This is a genomic window from Marinobacter sp. (genome assembly GCF_048269445.1).
GTDB lineage: Bacteria > Pseudomonadota > Gammaproteobacteria > Pseudomonadales > Oleiphilaceae > Marinobacter.
Map to the genome: position 1 here is coordinate 472,726 of NZ_JBLXIQ010000001.1, position 15,564 is coordinate 488,289.

The window sequence follows — 15,564 nt, forward strand, 5'->3', positions numbered from 1 at the left end:
TCAGCCTACGAGTATAGCCCTGAAAAACTGTTTGTAAAATATACAGTGGGCGCGAAATTCACTGGCCCACAATTGCCTCACTTTTTCATCAGAGATACAGATTCTTTCGTGAGAAACGTTCCACCAGGGGCTGATAGGCAGAACCGAGCAGGCGATTGATGGCATCAATACCCCAGGCATCGGGGCCCACCAGAATGCGGGATTCATTCTTTAGAATGCCTTTTATAATAATTTCGGCTGCTTTTTCCGGCGTGGTCATGGCCAACTTGTCGAACCCTTTGCGCTGAGCGTCAGCATTTTCCGATTTACCCATGCGGGCAGCATTGGCGATGTTGGTCCGGATACCGCCCGGATGTACACAACTGACCGCCACTGGCTGATTTTCCAGTTTCATTTCCTGGCGCAGGGCTTCGGTGAAACCGCGCACGGCGAATTTGGCAGCGTTGTAGGCACTTTGCTTGGGCACGGCAATCAGGCCAAACACGCTTGAGATGTTCACCACATGGCCATCACCGGAGGCAATGAGGTGGGGAAGAAACGACCGGGTTCCATGCGCAACTCCCCAGAAATCAATGTCCATGATCCATTTGAAGTCTTCGTCACTCATCTCTCGCACCGAGGCAGAGAGCGCAACGCCGGCGTTATTGATCACCAGATTGACCTGTCCGAAGTCTTTCACCACCTCCTCTGCGTGGGCATAGATGGCATCCCGATCCGACACATCCAGGCGATAGGTCTTCACGTCGGCGCTCCCGAGTGCTTTCGCGGTTTCCGCCAGGCCTGCTGCATTGACATCCGAAATCGCCAGCCGGCAACCGCGGTCGGCCAGGGATTTGGCCAGTGCCCGCCCGATACCCGAGCCGGCTCCGGTCACGACAGCCACTTTTTTATTCAGATTTTTCATGGTCACAGACCTCTTGTTGTGTGCTCTGGCAATTAAAGCAGATACTCTAGCAGTTGCCTGATGGCGAGAGTTGGCTTTAGTGAACTGTGCCTCAAGGCATTACGGCCACCCTCTGACGCGGCTCCCGGTTTTGGGTACAATCCATCACAGCCGGGCGGCTCACAGTCCCCGCCCACCTGTCCCCGACCCTTTGGATTTTCTGTATGGAGTGGAGTCTTACGCATTTCTGGCTGATTCTCGCGCTGGTGCTGTGCCTCGCCGAATTAACGTCCGGCGTTCTGCTGCTTCTGGCCCTGGGCATCGCAGCAGCACTGACCGGGCTACTGGCATTCCTGGGCGTGCCGTTCGAGTGGCAGCTAGCCGGCATGGGCATTTTCTCTGGCATTCTGGTTCCGATTGCCATTCGCTGGATCCGCCCACGTTTCTCCCCCCGTGGTGTCGCTTACGGCACCACGGGCACCGGGGTGGAGCAGGGCCAGTGCTACCAGACACTGAAGCGGGATTTCGACGGGGCCTCCGGTATCAAGGTAAATGGTGATTTTTACCGCTTGCGTGTCAGCGACACGGGAGCCATCGACCTCCCGGAGGGAACCGAGGTTATTTTCAGACATTTCGACGGCACCACTGCCGTAGTTCAAACGATCACGCCGAAGGAGCAGTAAGCATGGAACCTTATCTTTCACCCGGGCTGATCATCAGCCTGATTGTTGTCATTATCGGTATTTTCATCATCGCCAAAGGCCTGGTAATCGTACGCCAGTCCGAAGTGATGGTTATTGAACGCCTGGGCTCGTTCAACCGGATCCTCGAAAGCGGCGTGAATATCATTATTCCCTTCATTGAGCGGCCGCGCGCCATCAGCATGCTCCGCTATGTGCGCATGGGCGAGGACTATCATCCGGTTATGAGCGATGAAATCCGGATCGACCGGCGGGAAACCGTCATGGACTTTCCGGGCCAGCCGGTCGTCACCACCGACAACGTAACCGTAAAGATCAACGGTGCCCTGTATTATCAGATCATCGACCCCCGCCGGGCCGTATACGAAGTCGCCAACATGAGCCAGGCGGTGGAGGTCCTCGCCAAGACCACCCTACGGTCGGTGGTGGGCAAGATGGAGCTGGACAAGCTGTTTGAATCCCGTAGTGAGGTGAACAATGCCATCCAGGCTGAAATGGAAGAAGCCGCCTCCAAGTGGGGTGTGAAGCTCACCCGGGTGGAAGTTCAGGACATCAGCATGCCGGAAGAAGTGGAAGAGGCCATGCGCTTGCAGATGGCCGCGGAGCGCAAGCGCCGGGCCACGGTCACCGAAGCTGAAGGTGAAAAGTCAGCGGCCATTGCCAAAGCCCAGGGCCAGCGCGAATCTTCGATCCTCAATGCCCAAGGTGACAAAGAATCCGCCATTCTCCGGGCCCAGGGCGAGCAGGAGTCTATCAAGCTGGTGCTCAACGCCATCGGGGATTCCGAAGACAACAAACAGACCGTTATCGGATACCTGTTGGGCCAGAGCTATATCAAGGTTCTGCCCAACATGGCGAAGGACGGGGAACGGGTGTTTGTGCCCTATGAATCGTCAGCGCTGCTGGGCTCCATGGGCATGTTCCGTGAGCTGGCGGGCAGTCCGGAAGATACCGTTCGCCAGCATCTCCAGCGCGACGGCCTGCGCGGTGGGCTGGTCGGCTCTGCCGGTAACAGCTGAGCGACCCTGCGCCTGAGGCATCAACCCAGCAGGTTGTCCAGAGGTTGCTCGTAGCTGGGGGCAAACACCTTAAGAAAGTAAACAACCTCTGGCAGCCCGTCCTCATCCAGCCGCTTGCGAATCTGGCGGGCGGCTGGCTCAAACTCCTTGTTGCCGGCCCGGATTTCAGCCTGGCATTTGAGCCACGCCGACAGCCGGTCGGCCGCCTTGATCAGCTCCTTGTCCTCCGCCGGCAATTGGGACTCGCGAACGTAGGGCGAGAATTCCTCCCTCAAGTCTTCCGGCAGCAACGCCAGCAATTCCGCTTCCGCTTTATGCTCAATATCCCCGAACGCTTCCCGCATGACCCGGGAGTGGTATTTAACCGGTGTCGGCATATCCCCGGTAATCACTTCCGTCGCATCATGATAGAGCGCCGCTGCCGCAATTCTGTCGGCGTTAACCTTCCCCCCAAAATGCCGGTTGCGGATGATGGCCAGGGCATGGGCCAGTGTGGCTACTTCCCAGGAATGGGTCGCGACGTTTTCTTCAATGGCATTGCGCATCAACCCCCAGCGCTTGATCCAGCGCAGGCGGGAGACATAGGCAAAGAAATGGCTGACAACATCGCCCATCGGTCATAGTCCCATTTTGCATAAGTTCATTATTTTTTGCTTCAGGTGCATAAAATCCCCGTGCTATTCTGAATGTGCATTCAATTGTTACACAACCGGGGAGCACCGTGCCCGTTCACAGGTACATTCAAAATATCCTGGCCATGCTTTCTGCCGTCATCATGCTGGCGTGGGCCCCGATGTCGGTAGCCGAAACCGAGATCACCATCGGCGTATATCACTTCCCACCGGTCGCCGGCGTCGGCCCTGACGGCCGGCCAACCGGTCTCCTCGGCGATCTGCTGGACGAACTTGATCAGACTCACGAGGATATCTCTTTCAGGGTTGTCCACACCTCACCGAAGCGCCGGTTCCTGGATTTCGAGGCCGGGCTGTACGATGTCATTTTCTTTGAAAGCCCGAACTGGGGCTGGGCGGATAAAGAAGTGGACATCAGCCGTCCTATTCTGGAGGACGAAGAGCTGTACGTAGCCCTCAGGAAACCCGGGCGGGACCTTTCATTTTTCGACGATATTGGCAAACGCTCCCTCGTGGCCATCTCGGGCTATCACTATGGCTTTGCCAATTTCGAAACCGACAATTCCGTTTTGCAGCAACGGTTCAACATCGAATTCTCCGACAGCCACAGCCGCAATCTCAAGCTGATCAAGGCCGACCGGCCCTCGGTTGCCGAAGTGGCCATCGTAAGTTATTCCTATCTGCAAATGCACCTTGCCAAGCACCCGGAAGACTGGGACAAGCTACTGATTTCGGACCAACCGGACCAGCGCTACCAGCTCAGCATCCTTGCACGCCAGAATGGTGTGGCGAGCGCCGAAAAAATGATGCAGCTGCTGGCACCACTGGTGGAAAACGGTCAATACCGACATCTTGTCGAAAAATGGGGGCTGCGGTTGCCAGCGGGGTTCCTGACCGGTTTCCAAACGCCTTAGTGCTCAACGGGTATCATGAGTACTTAAAAAAGAGTACTTAACGGACATCCAGGGTAAACGCGACGACCACGTTGCCGTCCCCTCCCACCTGCGCGTTACGGGCGGGATCAAGCAGGAACAACTGGTCCCCCGGAACCTCAAGAGTATTCTGCAACAGGTTCCGGAGCGCAACACCTCGAGCCGAGGCGAGGTTACCCAGGGCCTCCTGCGCCAATGTCCGCTCGCCCGCAATGTAAGCTTCCCGGGCCGCCTGCCAGGCGGCCTCGGACAATTCCCTCTGGCCGCCTGCGGTCAGCTCTTCACGCAGTAACGCCAGGCCATCGACTTGAGGCTCGACACTGCCACGGATGTTCAGAAGCAGATTCGGCCGTTCCAGCAGTGCGTCCGCAAGCGCCGACAATTTGTCCGCTTCACCCTCTGCCAGCTCAATACTGCCGGGAACAAAGCCCACCTTGCCGAGCTCTTCGCCACTGAACCCCGCCAGATCGGCAATGGATCCCAACATGCTGAAGGGAGAGGTCGCGGCTTTCGCCAACAGGTTCACGAATGCCCGCATAACAACCTGACCAACACTGAAGTCCGGATTGGAGAGGTCGCCACTGATCGGCAGATTCACTTCAATAATGCCTTTCCGGTCCCGCAGCAGGGCCAGGCCAAGCTTGACCGGCGCATTGACGGCCTGGTCGCTCGGCACCGACGAGCCCAGTTCAAGCCGGTCCATAATCACCAGATTGGAGGCATCGATCCGTGTACCGGATATTTGATAATCGAGGTTGAGATCAAGCTTGCCGCTGTCTATTCCGTACCCGAGGTAACGACCGAAATAGGGAGACAGAGTGGGCAGGGAAAGATTCTGCATGATCAGCTTGAGGTCGCTGACATCCTCCGTACCAAGGGTGCCGATGGTGCCCTCAAAATCCAGATCCGCTCCACCGCCGACGCGACCGCTTATCGACACCTTGCCCTCCTGCGGGGAGATATTACTGAGCCCGGTGACGCTGCCGTTCAGTTCATCGAACGAGGTCGTGAAGGCCGGCTCCAGCGTGCGATCCGTATAGGCCAGGGCGCCATCCTCAAGCATCAGCTGTCCGATCCTGAAGATAAATCCAGGCGCTGAATCGCCCGCTTGCTGCTGGCCGGAAGCCGGCTTCCCCTGCTCGCCAGTGGCGGAGCTTCTGACGATCCGCTCAACGTTATGGACGCTGTCAGCATTACGCACCACATTGACCACCGGCTGTGCCAGGGTGACTGTGCCGATTTCCAGGCGGGCGGGATAAACATTGTATTCAATGGGCGCCAGCCGCAGGGTTTGCCAGGACGCCAGCTGATCGGAACTGTCGGGCAACCGTACACTCAAGCCGGCCACTTCGGCCGTACCGCTGAAGGTGCCGGTGAGTGGATCCTGCTGACCGTCGAGGTCCAGGTTGCCATCGACTCCAAGGCTTCCACTGGCTATGGCGAGATTGGCGCCCTCCTGGACATAAGGTTCAAAGACAGCCAGCTCTACCCCGGCCCCTGAAATGGCGGCTTCCAGGGTGAATGGCGAGGGGGTCACCTGGCCGGTCAGTGACAACTCCCCGCCGCTGGCCAGAGTACCCTGCACCTTATACGTCACCGGCTCTTCCAACTCACTACTGATTGCCCCGGTGGACACCGATAACTGCTCCAGTACAATTTCAACGGAGCTCTCCGGCTGGTTGTCCTGCCAGAGAACCCTGCCTTCAGACAGGGTCACGCCCGCCACGGTCCACCGGAATGGCTGCTCGGCGCCTCCCCCATTATTCTGCGTCTCGCCGGTTTGTGAATCTGAGGCCATTGGTGCCAGCCAGTCAATCCCGCCGGTCTCACTCCGGGCCAACGCCAAATCCAGGTTTTCCAAAGAGACCTGGCCGACGTTGATTTCCCGCCTGTTCAGATCAAACCCGACAGCATCAACAGACAGCGTTCCGGTACTCAGCCGGGCCTGCTCACTATCCGCACTCAGGGCAATGGCAAGATCCTCGAGGGCCAACTGGCCGTTACTGGTTTCCAGGTAGAAGCCCTCACCGGCCTGCAGTTCATAGTCCGAACTGAGGCTGACGCTCCCGCCACGCAGGTCATAGGGAAAGTAGGGGCCAAGAAAGTGAGCGACGGTTTCAAAGCCCACCGAAGAGATCGTCAGAGAACCGTTGGAGTACAGAGGCGCGATACTGAGATCCCCCTCCCACTCGATCGTCTGGCTTCCCACTGCGGCGCTCAGTGAGTAGTCGCTGTCCTCACCCGCACGACGCCAGGTGGCCAGGTCAGTCAGCGACAGGTCCAGTGGTGTTACTCGGAATTCCGCCATTTGCTGCTTGCTGAAATCCCGGAAGAGCAATTCGCCGCCATTGACAACGATCTCCCGGAAATAGATGCGGGGTGGCTCAGTGCTATCTTCGGCGTCAGACGGTTGCCCTGCCCCGGCAGGTGCCGGATTGGCATTCTGCCAGTCCCGGGCAAAATTGACGCGGTAATCCTTCAGCAGGTCAACCCGGATAAAGGGATCATCCAGCTCAATCGACTCAAAGCCCGCGATACCACGGATCAGCTGAAAGAAATTCAGATCGACCAGCAGCCGGTCGAAACCAGCCACCGGCTCGCCGTCACTGTCGGTGGCCGAAAGCCCGAGCGTTTCAACACTCAGCGTATAGGGATTGGCGCTAATGCCGGTTACTTCCGCCTGCCACCCCATACGCTGTTCCAGCTGTGCGGGTATCGAACGCTCCAGCCACCAGGGTAGGAGCAGGAACCCTGCGAGGGTGTACAGAATCAGAAGGGCCAGGAATCCGATTAACAAATTCCTGGGAACACGACTGCGTTGACGGCTCTGGGCCACGGACCTCTCCTTATAAGCGGCGGAATCCTGGGGCAATCTTGCCCACCTTCCTGTCCACAAGGATAGTCGGCCCGGGGCCTGTTTGTCAGCTGCCCAGGTTCTGGCCAGGCAATATCAGCTCTGGATCAGGCGTCATGTCTGCAAAACGGCCAATCTCTTGAAGGTCCCTCGACACCATGGCGGCCCGTATGAGCTTGCGGGTCGAATTGCCGGTTACCGGGTACGCGGACTGTCCGACACGCCAGCTGACGGGCATGGCAGTGGTGCCGATGCGTTCATCGATCTGTCGGAGCCGTTTGTACATAAAAGCATGGTGGGCACCTTCATGCTCCGGTACCAAGGCGAAGAAAGAGCTTCCTGAATACCTGGCCAGAAATACGTCCTCCGATAACTGGTCGCGGAGCGACTGGCTGATCTCAGTCACCACCGAATTCAGTGACTCGTCGCCCATGCTCGCTGAGAGCTCCCGGTAGTTCGCAATATCAAGATAAATCAGCGCAAAGGGATGCTCCCGGGCATCAGTGCGAGCCAGGATATCCAGCAACCGTTGTTCAAGGGCAGACCGGTTTGGAAAGCCCGTAACCGGATCGACAAAGGCCAGTTCTGCGACGCGCATATTTTCTTTTACTTTGTGTTCGGCCAGCTCACGGCGATGCCTCACATCGCGCATGGTCACCACCAGGGCAACCGCGAGCAGTCCGATGCAGAAGACAGCCAGCGGAACCCCCATCCAGTCCCCACGCAAGCCGTTATCCGACGCTGGCACGGCACCTTGAGGGAAGGTCATCGCCATCATTCCGGTGTAGTGCATGCCACAGATTGCCGCGGCCATCACCAGCGCTGCTACAAGCTGAACCGCCACAGCACTGGAACCTTCAATGCCCTGCAATTTCCGGCACAGGGCCAGAGCAGAACCGGAAGCGATAACGGCAATCGCAATAGAAAGCAGCAAAAGCCCGGTGTTGAACGCCGGTGGCGCCGACATGCGCATGGCGTACATGCCCAGGTAATGCATAACCACGATACCACTGGCCATCGCGAGCGTCGCTCCGGTGAGCAGGGCCGCGCCCAGCCGTTCCCGGCCGATGATATGCAGGGCGACGCCCGAGGCAAGAACCGCTGCAAACCAGGAAACAACCGTCATCAGGGTGTCAAAAGACATGGGCACGTCCATGGGCATTGCCCGCATGCCTACGAAATGCATGGTCCAGACGCCAGTTCCCATCAACAACGCACCGGAACCCAGCCAGAGACGACGCTCGCCGCCAGCGGCACCGACCAGCCGGGCGCCGAAGTAAAGCGCCGCGTAGGCCGCCAGCACAGCAACGAAAAACGATGCAATCACGAGGGGCAGATCATATTCGGTCATCATCTTACTCAACTCTTAATTTCATGAGTGTGAAATGGCCAGTTCTGCAACCTCTGAGCGACTGGCCTGTGGTATCGCCCGAATTGATACGAATCGAATGTGAACGAGGTCTCACTTTATTGTTGGATTTATGTAAACGGGTACGACACAAGGAGCGCTGACAGGCGGGCCTGAACCCAGTATGCTCAGCAGTCGAATGTATCCCGTGCCATTAATAGGCGAGCAAGAGGACGGTTTATGGACATCGGCGATATGCGTCGTGATTTCGAGAGTGAAGGTCTTGATCGCGAGGCACTGGATGACAATCCGGTCAGGCAGTTCCAGATCTGGTTCGAGGATGCCCGGGAAGCCGGTATTCTGGAGCCCAACGCCATGTCACTGGCAACAGCGGGACGGGATGGTATGCCAGACCTCCGCACTGTGTTGCTGAAGTACTTTGATGCGCACGGGTTTGTTTTCTACACCAATTACGGCAGCCGCAAGGCCAGGGAGATGGATGAAAATCCGCAGGCCGCTCTTCTGTTTCCCTGGCTAGGCCTGAACCGACAGGTCAGGATTCAGGGCCAGGTGGAAAAAGTCAGCAAATCAGAATCACTCCGCTACTTTGCTTCCCGGCCGAGAGGCAGCCAGATTGGCGCCTGGGTCTCCGCACAGAGCAAGGCCATCACCTCCCGGGGTCTGCTTGAACAGAAAGTGGCTGAGATAAAACGCAAGTTCATCGACGGTGAAGTGCCCCTGCCCAGTTTCTGGGGCGGCTACCGGGTGGTTCCCGAGCGCATTGAGTTCTGGCAGGGCCGGCCCAGCCGGCTTCACGACCGGTTTGAATACGTGAGGGAAAGCGATGGCTGGTTCATCCAACGACTGCAGCCCTGATACCCGGCCAGCGATCTGGTTGTGCCATCAAACGGATGGTATCGAGACGCCCCCTCCGGTATGGCTGACCGAGTACGAACAGGAGACGGTCGGGAAATTCAGCGGTCCTCGTGAACGGGAATATCTGACCAGCCGCTGGCTGATTCGTCAGGCCATTGGCAAGTCTGCCCGGTGCTCCCCGGAATCATGCCGCCCGGTGGATGGGCGTCCGAATGCATCCCGGAACCCCGAAGGCTGGCGGTTGTCACTGAGCCACAGCCACGGCCTGTCTGCCTGCGCAACCCATGCCGGCTCATCCGTTGGCCTGGATCTTGAGCCCTGCCAGCGCCACCCGCAGTGGCAGAAAGTGGCCAGGCGTTGGTTCTCCCCGGTTGAACAGGAATGGCTGTTCCGGGAAGACGATGCCAACACCTTCCTCAAAGTCTGGACCCTGAAAGAAGCCTGGCTGAAGGCCACCGGGCGGGGTATTGCCGGCAACCTGCAGTCTTTGGAAGTGCGCAAGAATTTCGAAATTTACGGAGATCAGCCCGACGAGGACTGGCAGGCTTCCTGCTGCTACATTGAAGGCTACCTGATGACTCTGGTATTCCGTGGAAGCCGGCCACAATGGCCTGATATCACCCTGCTGGAACCACCACCGGGGGATTTCACGCTAGTGGATGCCCTGTCGATTGAGGCTTCCTGGGAACCGCTGTTCCAGCGCACCATCCGCCCAAAAAGTTAGTGTTCCGAGAAATACAGGAGTTTACGAGGCCACTATTATGGAGAACCCCGAACGCTGCCCCTGGTGCGGCGATGATCCGCTTTACGTGCACTATCACGACACCGTCTGGGGGCGCCCTGAATACGACGACCTCGCACTGTTCGAAAAGCTCTGCCTCGATGGCCAGCAGGCCGGGTTGAGCTGGATCACCATCCTGAGAAAACAGGAGAGTTACCGGGCCGCTTACGATGACTTCGACCCTGAGAAGATCGTGCACTACGATGAGGCCCGGATAGCAAAACTGCTGGCCGATCCGGGCATTATCCGCAACCGCCTGAAGGTTCAGTCGATCATCAAGAACGCCCGGGGTTATCTGGATCTGCAGGAACAAGGGATTGGCTTCAGCGAATTTCTGTGGTCATTTGTCGAAAACCAGCCGGTTCAGAACCGCTGGCGCTCACTGTCCGAGGTGCCCACCGCAACCCCGGAATCCAAAGCCATGTCCAGAGCCCTGAAGCAGAGCGGTTTCACCTTTGTCGGCCCCACCATTGTCTATGCCTTTATGCAGGCTACCGGCATGATCAATGACCACCTGGTGCAGTGCCCGCAACATCAGGCATGCTATTTACTGAGTCAATGATCTTAATAACCTGAGGAGTCGTAAGTTCTGGAGTGTTTTGAACCCCGGAGCTTCACCTTGAGAATCACTCTCGACGAACTCAGACGCAAGCAGAGTGCCGTCATCGATCTGCTTGAAATCCTGTCGCTCGAAGGCCAGCACTATATGGCTCGCCTGAGCATGGATGGTCAGCTGTTTCTGTTATCCGACAAACACAGAACCACCAGCCTGTTCCGAAGTGCCTGGCAGATTCAGGATACCCTCGCCTCTTTCGATGTCCGGGAAACCCAGGTCGTGCATTCCTCCGCCTACCACGAAATGGTCGGTATGGCGCCTGCGGCAATAGAGCCCTTGCGGATCAGGGTACAGAGGCAGAAAACATGATTGCTGTCGCAAGACTTGCCATTCTCGTTGGCATTGCCGGGCTGATCCCTTTTATTGCGATGGTCGCCGGGCTGTTTTTCATGCCCCATCACAGTGTCGCGCTGATCGGTTATTTCTACCTTTACAGCGCCGGCATCCTGGCCTTCATGGCAGGCGTGTACTGGCCCATCGCCATGCAACTCGATAATTGCTGCTACCCGGTGTCGCCACTGGTGACCATGCTGCTGAGCCAGGTGTTCTTTGTGGCCGCTGGTATTGGACTGCTATTGCCCACCTCCGGGCAGATTCTCCTCTATACTATTGCTTACCTGGGACTGTACCTGGTGGATGCGCGATGGATGCGGGTGTACTGGCCGACATGGTATCTGCGGCTTCGGGTGGTGCTGACATCTGTGGTGGTGATGTGTCAGCTATCGGCAGCGGCCTGGTTTTTGTTCCTTCCCGCCCAATGACCTTCTGAGTTTTCTGCCCGATTAGCGGGGTCTGATCGCTGATCAGGCCCCAAAGGCATCCTCCGGAGTCTCGAACCGGCTCTGCAACTTCCGCAACGCCGCCTTCTCTATCTGCCGGACTCGCTCCCGGCTGATGCCGAGGTCATCGGAAATAGCCTGCAGAGTCTCTGGTTCCGGCAGCCCGAGGCCATAGCGGCGGGATAAGATGTCCTTTTCACGGCCAGTTAGCGCACCAAGCATTGATGCGAGGGTCCGGCGGCGGTCCCGATCCGACATCGGCTGATCCGGTTCCATCTGGCCACCCGCACCCAGGCTGTCGCCCAGCGTCACAGAGCCGTCTGGCACCAGGGGCATGTCAGTCGACAACTCGCGCGCAGCCAGTGCTCGCAACTCACCAATCCGTGACGGACTGGCTTCCATCTCACGGGCCAGCTCGGACTGGGACGGTGTGCGACCAAGACTCTGATGCATCCGCAGCGACACTTTTTGCAGCAGACGTATCTCATCCACGACGTTTTCAGGCGTGTGCACCAGGCGAGTGCCGCGTTGCAGACAGCGCTTCACTTCCTCGCTGATCCACCAGTAGGCGTAGGTGGAGAACCTGAACCCTTTGGTTGGGTCAAATCGCTCCGCTGCCTTGATCAGGCCCACGTTGGCATCTTGGATCAGGTCCGACATGGGGATGCCGTAATGACCGTATCGGCGGGCAATGTGAACCGCCAGGCGGAGATTACTCTGGATCAGCTTGCGACGACATGCCGTTGCCAGGTGGAAGGCCCGGCGACATCGAGGCGAAAAGCCACAGGCGTCCCCCAAGCTGCCGATCGTTTCCCGAAAGGTTTGCGGTGTTTCCTCCGGCAAAGCCAATTCGGTACTGATGATTCGGTAGCACAGCGTCAGTTTTCGGGACAGACGACGTTCCGCCCCGTCAGTCAGCAGTTCATACCGGGACGCATCCCTGAAGTACAGCCCCACCAGGGAATTCCTTTCACCATCGTTGGGCGTTGTCGGAGACGGTCCCAGCCTGTCGGTGTTACGCATGGCCAAGGTACCTGTCGGAATTTATAGAGAATACGACGTCAGACAACTGATGGATTTACTGAAGGGGGGAGGTAAAAACCCACGGGCGAACCGACTGGCTCACCTGTGGGTAATGCTACTGAGGCTAATGCAGCTCAGGCTGCAACAATGGCGTACTCGTGGTTGTAGGGCTCGATTAGAACGCCGTGCAGGGCCACGATCGTCTTCTTGTAATCGTCCTCATCCACCACAAACTGGATATCCACCTGGCGCATACACTGATGCAATGCCAGGACACTGATCTCTTCGTCTGCCAACGCCTTGACAGAACGGGCAAGAATACCCGGCACCTTCATATCGCTGCCGATAGCAGACACCACCGCCACCTTGCGGGTGCTGATTTCCGCATTGGGGAACTCTTCCTTAAGAACCTTGACCACCCGCTTGACGTGCTTCAGCGTACTGCCAACATAGTGGGTAATGGTATTGGCATTGGTGTCCTTGGCCAGGAAACGCACCTTGAAGCGACCCAGTATGTCCAGAATACGTCGATCCGAACCTGGCTCACCCTGCATATCCTGATCAAACACTTGCACGGCAAATACGCCCTTGGCGCCGGCGATGATCTCTACCTGCGGTTTCTCACTGATGTAGTCGCCCGTGATCAGGGTGCCGGTGTGTTCCGGCTCGAAGGTGTTCATCACCCGCAGCGGGATCTCGTTCTGGCGCAAGCCCTTTGCCGCACGGGGGTGGATAGCCTCCATGCCCAGGTTGGCAAGCTGGTCGGCCACGTCGTAGTTGGTGCGACCCAGGGGCACCACCTTGTCCGCGCCAACGATGTTGGGATCGGCGGAACTCAGGTGGTATTCCTTATGGATAATCGCTTCCCGGGCCTCGGTGATCACAGCTACCCGGCTGAACGTCATCTCGCTATAGCCCCGGTCGAAGGTACGCATCAGGCCTTCCTTACACTGGGCGTACCCGGTCACAATCGGCAGCTCACGAGTCAGGTCCACGGCGTCGAAGGCCTGTTTCAGCTTTTCGTCCAGTGGCAGCAGTTCGCTGTCGCGCCACCCGGTCAGATCCACGAAGCGGGCATTAATGCCCTCCTGCTGCAGCTTCAAAGCGGTGTTGAAGGCACTGTGCGCCTCTCCGATGCCAGCCAGCATCTCACGCACCGTCAGCAGGTGCTCCTCCAGTTGGAACTGGCCATAGGAGCACAGTCGCTGCAGATCGATCAGGCAACCCCGCACACCTTCAACACGATCGGTGATGAACTGGTCCGCCTGTTGTTTGAGCATCTGATCTTCGAACAGCTCGCCGTTGATGTCGGTGAGAAACTTCACCAGTTTGGTGAGATCGTCACCCCAGGCCCAGTCCGACTCGGCATCCGCAAACAAGGCATACACGCCAGGCTCGCCGGTTTTCTTGTGTTCCAGCAGCTCATTGGTCACCCCGCCATAGGCGGACACCACATAAATGCGCTGGTACAGGTCGTCCTTACTGCGATTACCAATAATGATGTTATCGCGTACGACCTCGTAGTTACTCATCGACGTACCGCCAATTTTTTCAACGGTATGTAGTTGGCTAGTCATAGTTTTGCCTTCGCTATCCTGCAGCATAAATGTCCGGAGGTGGGGGACGTCTTACGACGCCTCACTGAGCCCTTCCTGCATGATTTCGTCCACACTTTTCGCAAGCAAAGCAGCCCCTTTCTTCAGGTCTTCCTCACTGGTCGTCAGCGGCATCAGGCACTTGATGACTTCATCATTCGGACCGCTGGTCTCGATGATCAGGCCGTGCTCAAAGGCACGCTTGGTAATCGGGCCTGTGACATCTGCGTGGGCTGCTTCAATACCACGCATCAAACCGCGCCCCTTCATTTTGAACTGACCGGGGTACTTGTCGCAAATCGCCTGCAGGGCGTCGCCCAGCACCTTGGTCTTGGCCTTCACCTCGTTGGCGAAAGCATCGTCTTTCCAGTAAGTATCCACTGCGGTGCGGGCCGTAATAAAGGCCATGTTATTACCACGGAAAGTGCCGTTGTGCTCGCCCGGATCCCAGACGTCCAGTTCCGGTTTGAACAACACCAGCGCCATCGGCAGACCGTAACCACTAAGGGACTTGGAAACGGTGACAATATCCGGTTTGATGCCGGCAAACTCAAAGCTGAAAAATTCGCCGGTGCGGCCATTGCCGGCCTGGATATCGTCCAGGATCAGCAGGATGTCATGCTTCTTGCAAAGCTCAGACAAGCCCTTGAGCCACTCTGCGCGGCAAGCGTTCAGACCACCTTCACCCTGTACCGCTTCCACGATCACGGCGGCCGGCAGCTCAAAGCCGGAAGACCCGTCGCTGAGCAGCTTGTCCATGATCGCCAAGGTGTCGACATCATCGCCCAGGTAGCCGTCATAGAACATAAAGTCTACGTTACCCAAGGGCGTACCAACACCGCCCCGGTGATGCTTGTTACCCGTGGTGGCAACAGCTCCCATGGTGACACCGTGGAAACCATTGGTGAAAGAAATGATACCACTGCGGCCTTTGACCTTGCGGGCCAGTTTCAGCGCCGCTTCCACACAGTTGGTGCCGGTGGGGCCGGTAAACTGAATTTTATAATCCAGGCCACGGGGATCAAGAATGTGCTTCTTGTAGGATTCGATGAAATCGTGCTTGGCCGTGGTAAACATGTCCAGGCCCTGGCTGACGCCGTCCGCATCAATGTACTCAAGCAGCGCTTTCTTCAGGATGTCGTTGTTGTGGCCGTAGTTCAGAGAGCCGGCACCGGCCAGAAAGTCCAGGTACTCCTTGCCATCTTCGGTGTAAAGATGCGCATTCTTGGCGCGATTGAAGATGACCGGAAACGCACGGCTATATACACGTACTTCGGATTCAGTCGACTTGAAAATTTCCATTGTCTTGCCTCTTAGCATGTCAGGTTCGAGGTAGGTGCTCGGTGGCTTATCAGAATAATGCGGATTCAGTCACAATAGGCCCACCGTGCATTGGTTAAAGCCTGGTGGCAGAGCTACCTCAGTGGTCTGCCGGCTAGTCCAAATCACAGCTATTCAGTCGTTCACGGCTCTTTTCGTTAAGCCCATGGCTCTCGACAGGATCACTACTGCCTAGAGGCCAAAG

The 15,564-nt window shown here is 57.4% G+C and carries 15 protein-coding genes; 8 read left to right on the top strand and 7 right to left on the bottom strand.

Annotated elements, in window-relative coordinates; translation table 11 throughout:
• Positions 1 to 88: 88 nt before the first annotated feature.
• Positions 89 to 904, bottom strand: a complete 816-nt coding sequence (locus tag ACN0XM_RS02205) for an SDR family NAD(P)-dependent oxidoreductase (protein WP_417565280.1) — start codon at positions 902 to 904, stop codon at positions 89 to 91.
• A 203-nt stretch (positions 905 to 1,107) separates the two neighbouring features.
• Here ACN0XM_RS02205 and ACN0XM_RS02210 point away from each other — a divergent pair, with 203 nt between their 5' ends.
• Both ACN0XM_RS02210 and ACN0XM_RS02215 read left to right on the top strand, forming a co-directional pair.
• Positions 1,108 to 1,566: an NfeD family protein gene (locus tag ACN0XM_RS02210; RefSeq protein ID WP_417565281.1), complete on the top strand. Its 459-nt coding sequence runs from the start codon at positions 1,108 to 1,110 to the stop codon at positions 1,564 to 1,566.
• A gap of 2 nt (positions 1,567 to 1,568) precedes the next feature.
• Entirely contained in the window at positions 1,569 to 2,603 is a 1,035-nt protein-coding gene (locus tag ACN0XM_RS02215; protein WP_417565282.1) for an SPFH domain-containing protein, read from the top strand.
• 20 nt (positions 2,604 to 2,623) lie between these two features.
• On the opposite strand, the gene yfbR is transcribed toward ACN0XM_RS02215, so the two are convergent.
• Complete coding sequence (gene yfbR, locus ACN0XM_RS02220) at positions 2,624 to 3,217, bottom strand: 5'-deoxynucleotidase (RefSeq protein WP_417565283.1); 594 nt, start codon at positions 3,215 to 3,217, stop codon at positions 2,624 to 2,626.
• A 107-nt stretch (positions 3,218 to 3,324) separates the two neighbouring features.
• Between yfbR and ACN0XM_RS02225 the strand changes: the two genes are divergently transcribed.
• Positions 3,325 to 4,149 (top strand): transporter substrate-binding domain-containing protein, encoded by an 825-nt coding sequence (locus tag ACN0XM_RS02225; protein WP_417565284.1) that lies wholly within the window; start codon positions 3,325 to 3,327, stop codon positions 4,147 to 4,149.
• Between the two features lie 37 nt (positions 4,150 to 4,186).
• Here the strand turns inward: ACN0XM_RS02225 and ACN0XM_RS02230 are convergent, their stop codons facing one another.
• Together ACN0XM_RS02230 and ACN0XM_RS02235 are read right to left on the bottom strand one after the other, a co-directional pair.
• On the bottom strand, positions 4,187 to 7,003 hold the full coding sequence (locus tag ACN0XM_RS02230) for a DUF748 domain-containing protein (protein ID WP_417565285.1): 2,817 nt from the start codon (positions 7,001 to 7,003) through the stop codon (positions 4,187 to 4,189).
• 85 nt (positions 7,004 to 7,088) lie between these two features.
• The gene (locus ACN0XM_RS02235) at positions 7,089 to 8,375 is read right to left on the bottom strand and encodes an MHYT domain-containing protein (protein ID WP_417565286.1); all 1,287 of its coding nucleotides are present in this window, start codon (positions 8,373 to 8,375) and stop codon (positions 7,089 to 7,091) included.
• 234 nt (positions 8,376 to 8,609) lie between these two features.
• Between ACN0XM_RS02235 and pdxH the strand changes: the two genes are divergently transcribed.
• The 5 genes from pdxH to ACN0XM_RS02260 are packed head-to-tail and all read left to right on the top strand — an operon-like array spanning position 8,610 to position 11,403.
• The gene (gene pdxH / locus ACN0XM_RS02240) at positions 8,610 to 9,245 is read left to right on the top strand and encodes a pyridoxamine 5'-phosphate oxidase (RefSeq protein ID WP_417565287.1); all 636 of its coding nucleotides are present in this window, start codon (positions 8,610 to 8,612) and stop codon (positions 9,243 to 9,245) included.
• Positions 9,214 to 9,969: a 4'-phosphopantetheinyl transferase family protein gene (locus ACN0XM_RS02245; RefSeq protein ID WP_417565288.1), complete on the top strand. Its 756-nt coding sequence runs from the start codon at positions 9,214 to 9,216 to the stop codon at positions 9,967 to 9,969. Before pdxH ends, ACN0XM_RS02245 begins: the two co-directional genes overlap by 32 nt.
• A 37-nt stretch (positions 9,970 to 10,006) precedes the next feature.
• The gene (locus ACN0XM_RS02250; protein WP_417565289.1) at positions 10,007 to 10,588 is read left to right on the top strand and encodes a DNA-3-methyladenine glycosylase I; all 582 of its coding nucleotides are present in this window, start codon (positions 10,007 to 10,009) and stop codon (positions 10,586 to 10,588) included.
• A gap of 57 nt (positions 10,589 to 10,645) precedes the next feature.
• Positions 10,646 to 10,951, top strand: a complete 306-nt coding sequence (locus tag ACN0XM_RS02255; RefSeq protein ID WP_417565290.1) for a DUF6482 family protein — start codon at positions 10,646 to 10,648, stop codon at positions 10,949 to 10,951.
• Entirely contained in the window at positions 10,948 to 11,403 is a 456-nt protein-coding gene (locus ACN0XM_RS02260; RefSeq protein WP_417565291.1) for a DUF3429 domain-containing protein, read from the top strand. Before ACN0XM_RS02255 ends, ACN0XM_RS02260 begins: the two co-directional genes overlap by 4 nt.
• Positions 11,404 to 11,445: 42 nt before the next feature.
• On the opposite strand, the gene ACN0XM_RS02265 is transcribed toward ACN0XM_RS02260, so the two are convergent.
• The 3 genes from ACN0XM_RS02265 to ectB all read right to left on the bottom strand — a co-directional run bounded on the left by ACN0XM_RS02265 (position 11,446) and on the right by ectB (position 15,341).
• Positions 11,446 to 12,444, bottom strand: coding sequence for a sigma-70 family RNA polymerase sigma factor (locus ACN0XM_RS02265; protein ID WP_417565292.1), 999 nt, complete (start codon positions 12,442 to 12,444; stop codon positions 11,446 to 11,448).
• Positions 12,445 to 12,578: 134 nt separating this feature from the next.
• Positions 12,579 to 14,021 (bottom strand): aspartate kinase, encoded by a 1,443-nt coding sequence (locus ACN0XM_RS02270; RefSeq protein ID WP_417565293.1) that lies wholly within the window; start codon positions 14,019 to 14,021, stop codon positions 12,579 to 12,581.
• A gap of 51 nt (positions 14,022 to 14,072) precedes the next feature.
• A complete protein-coding gene (gene ectB / locus ACN0XM_RS02275) occupies positions 14,073 to 15,341 on the bottom strand; it encodes a diaminobutyrate--2-oxoglutarate transaminase (RefSeq protein WP_417565294.1) in 1,269 nt (422 codons plus the stop codon).
• Between the last annotated feature and the right edge of the window lie 223 nt (positions 15,342 to 15,564).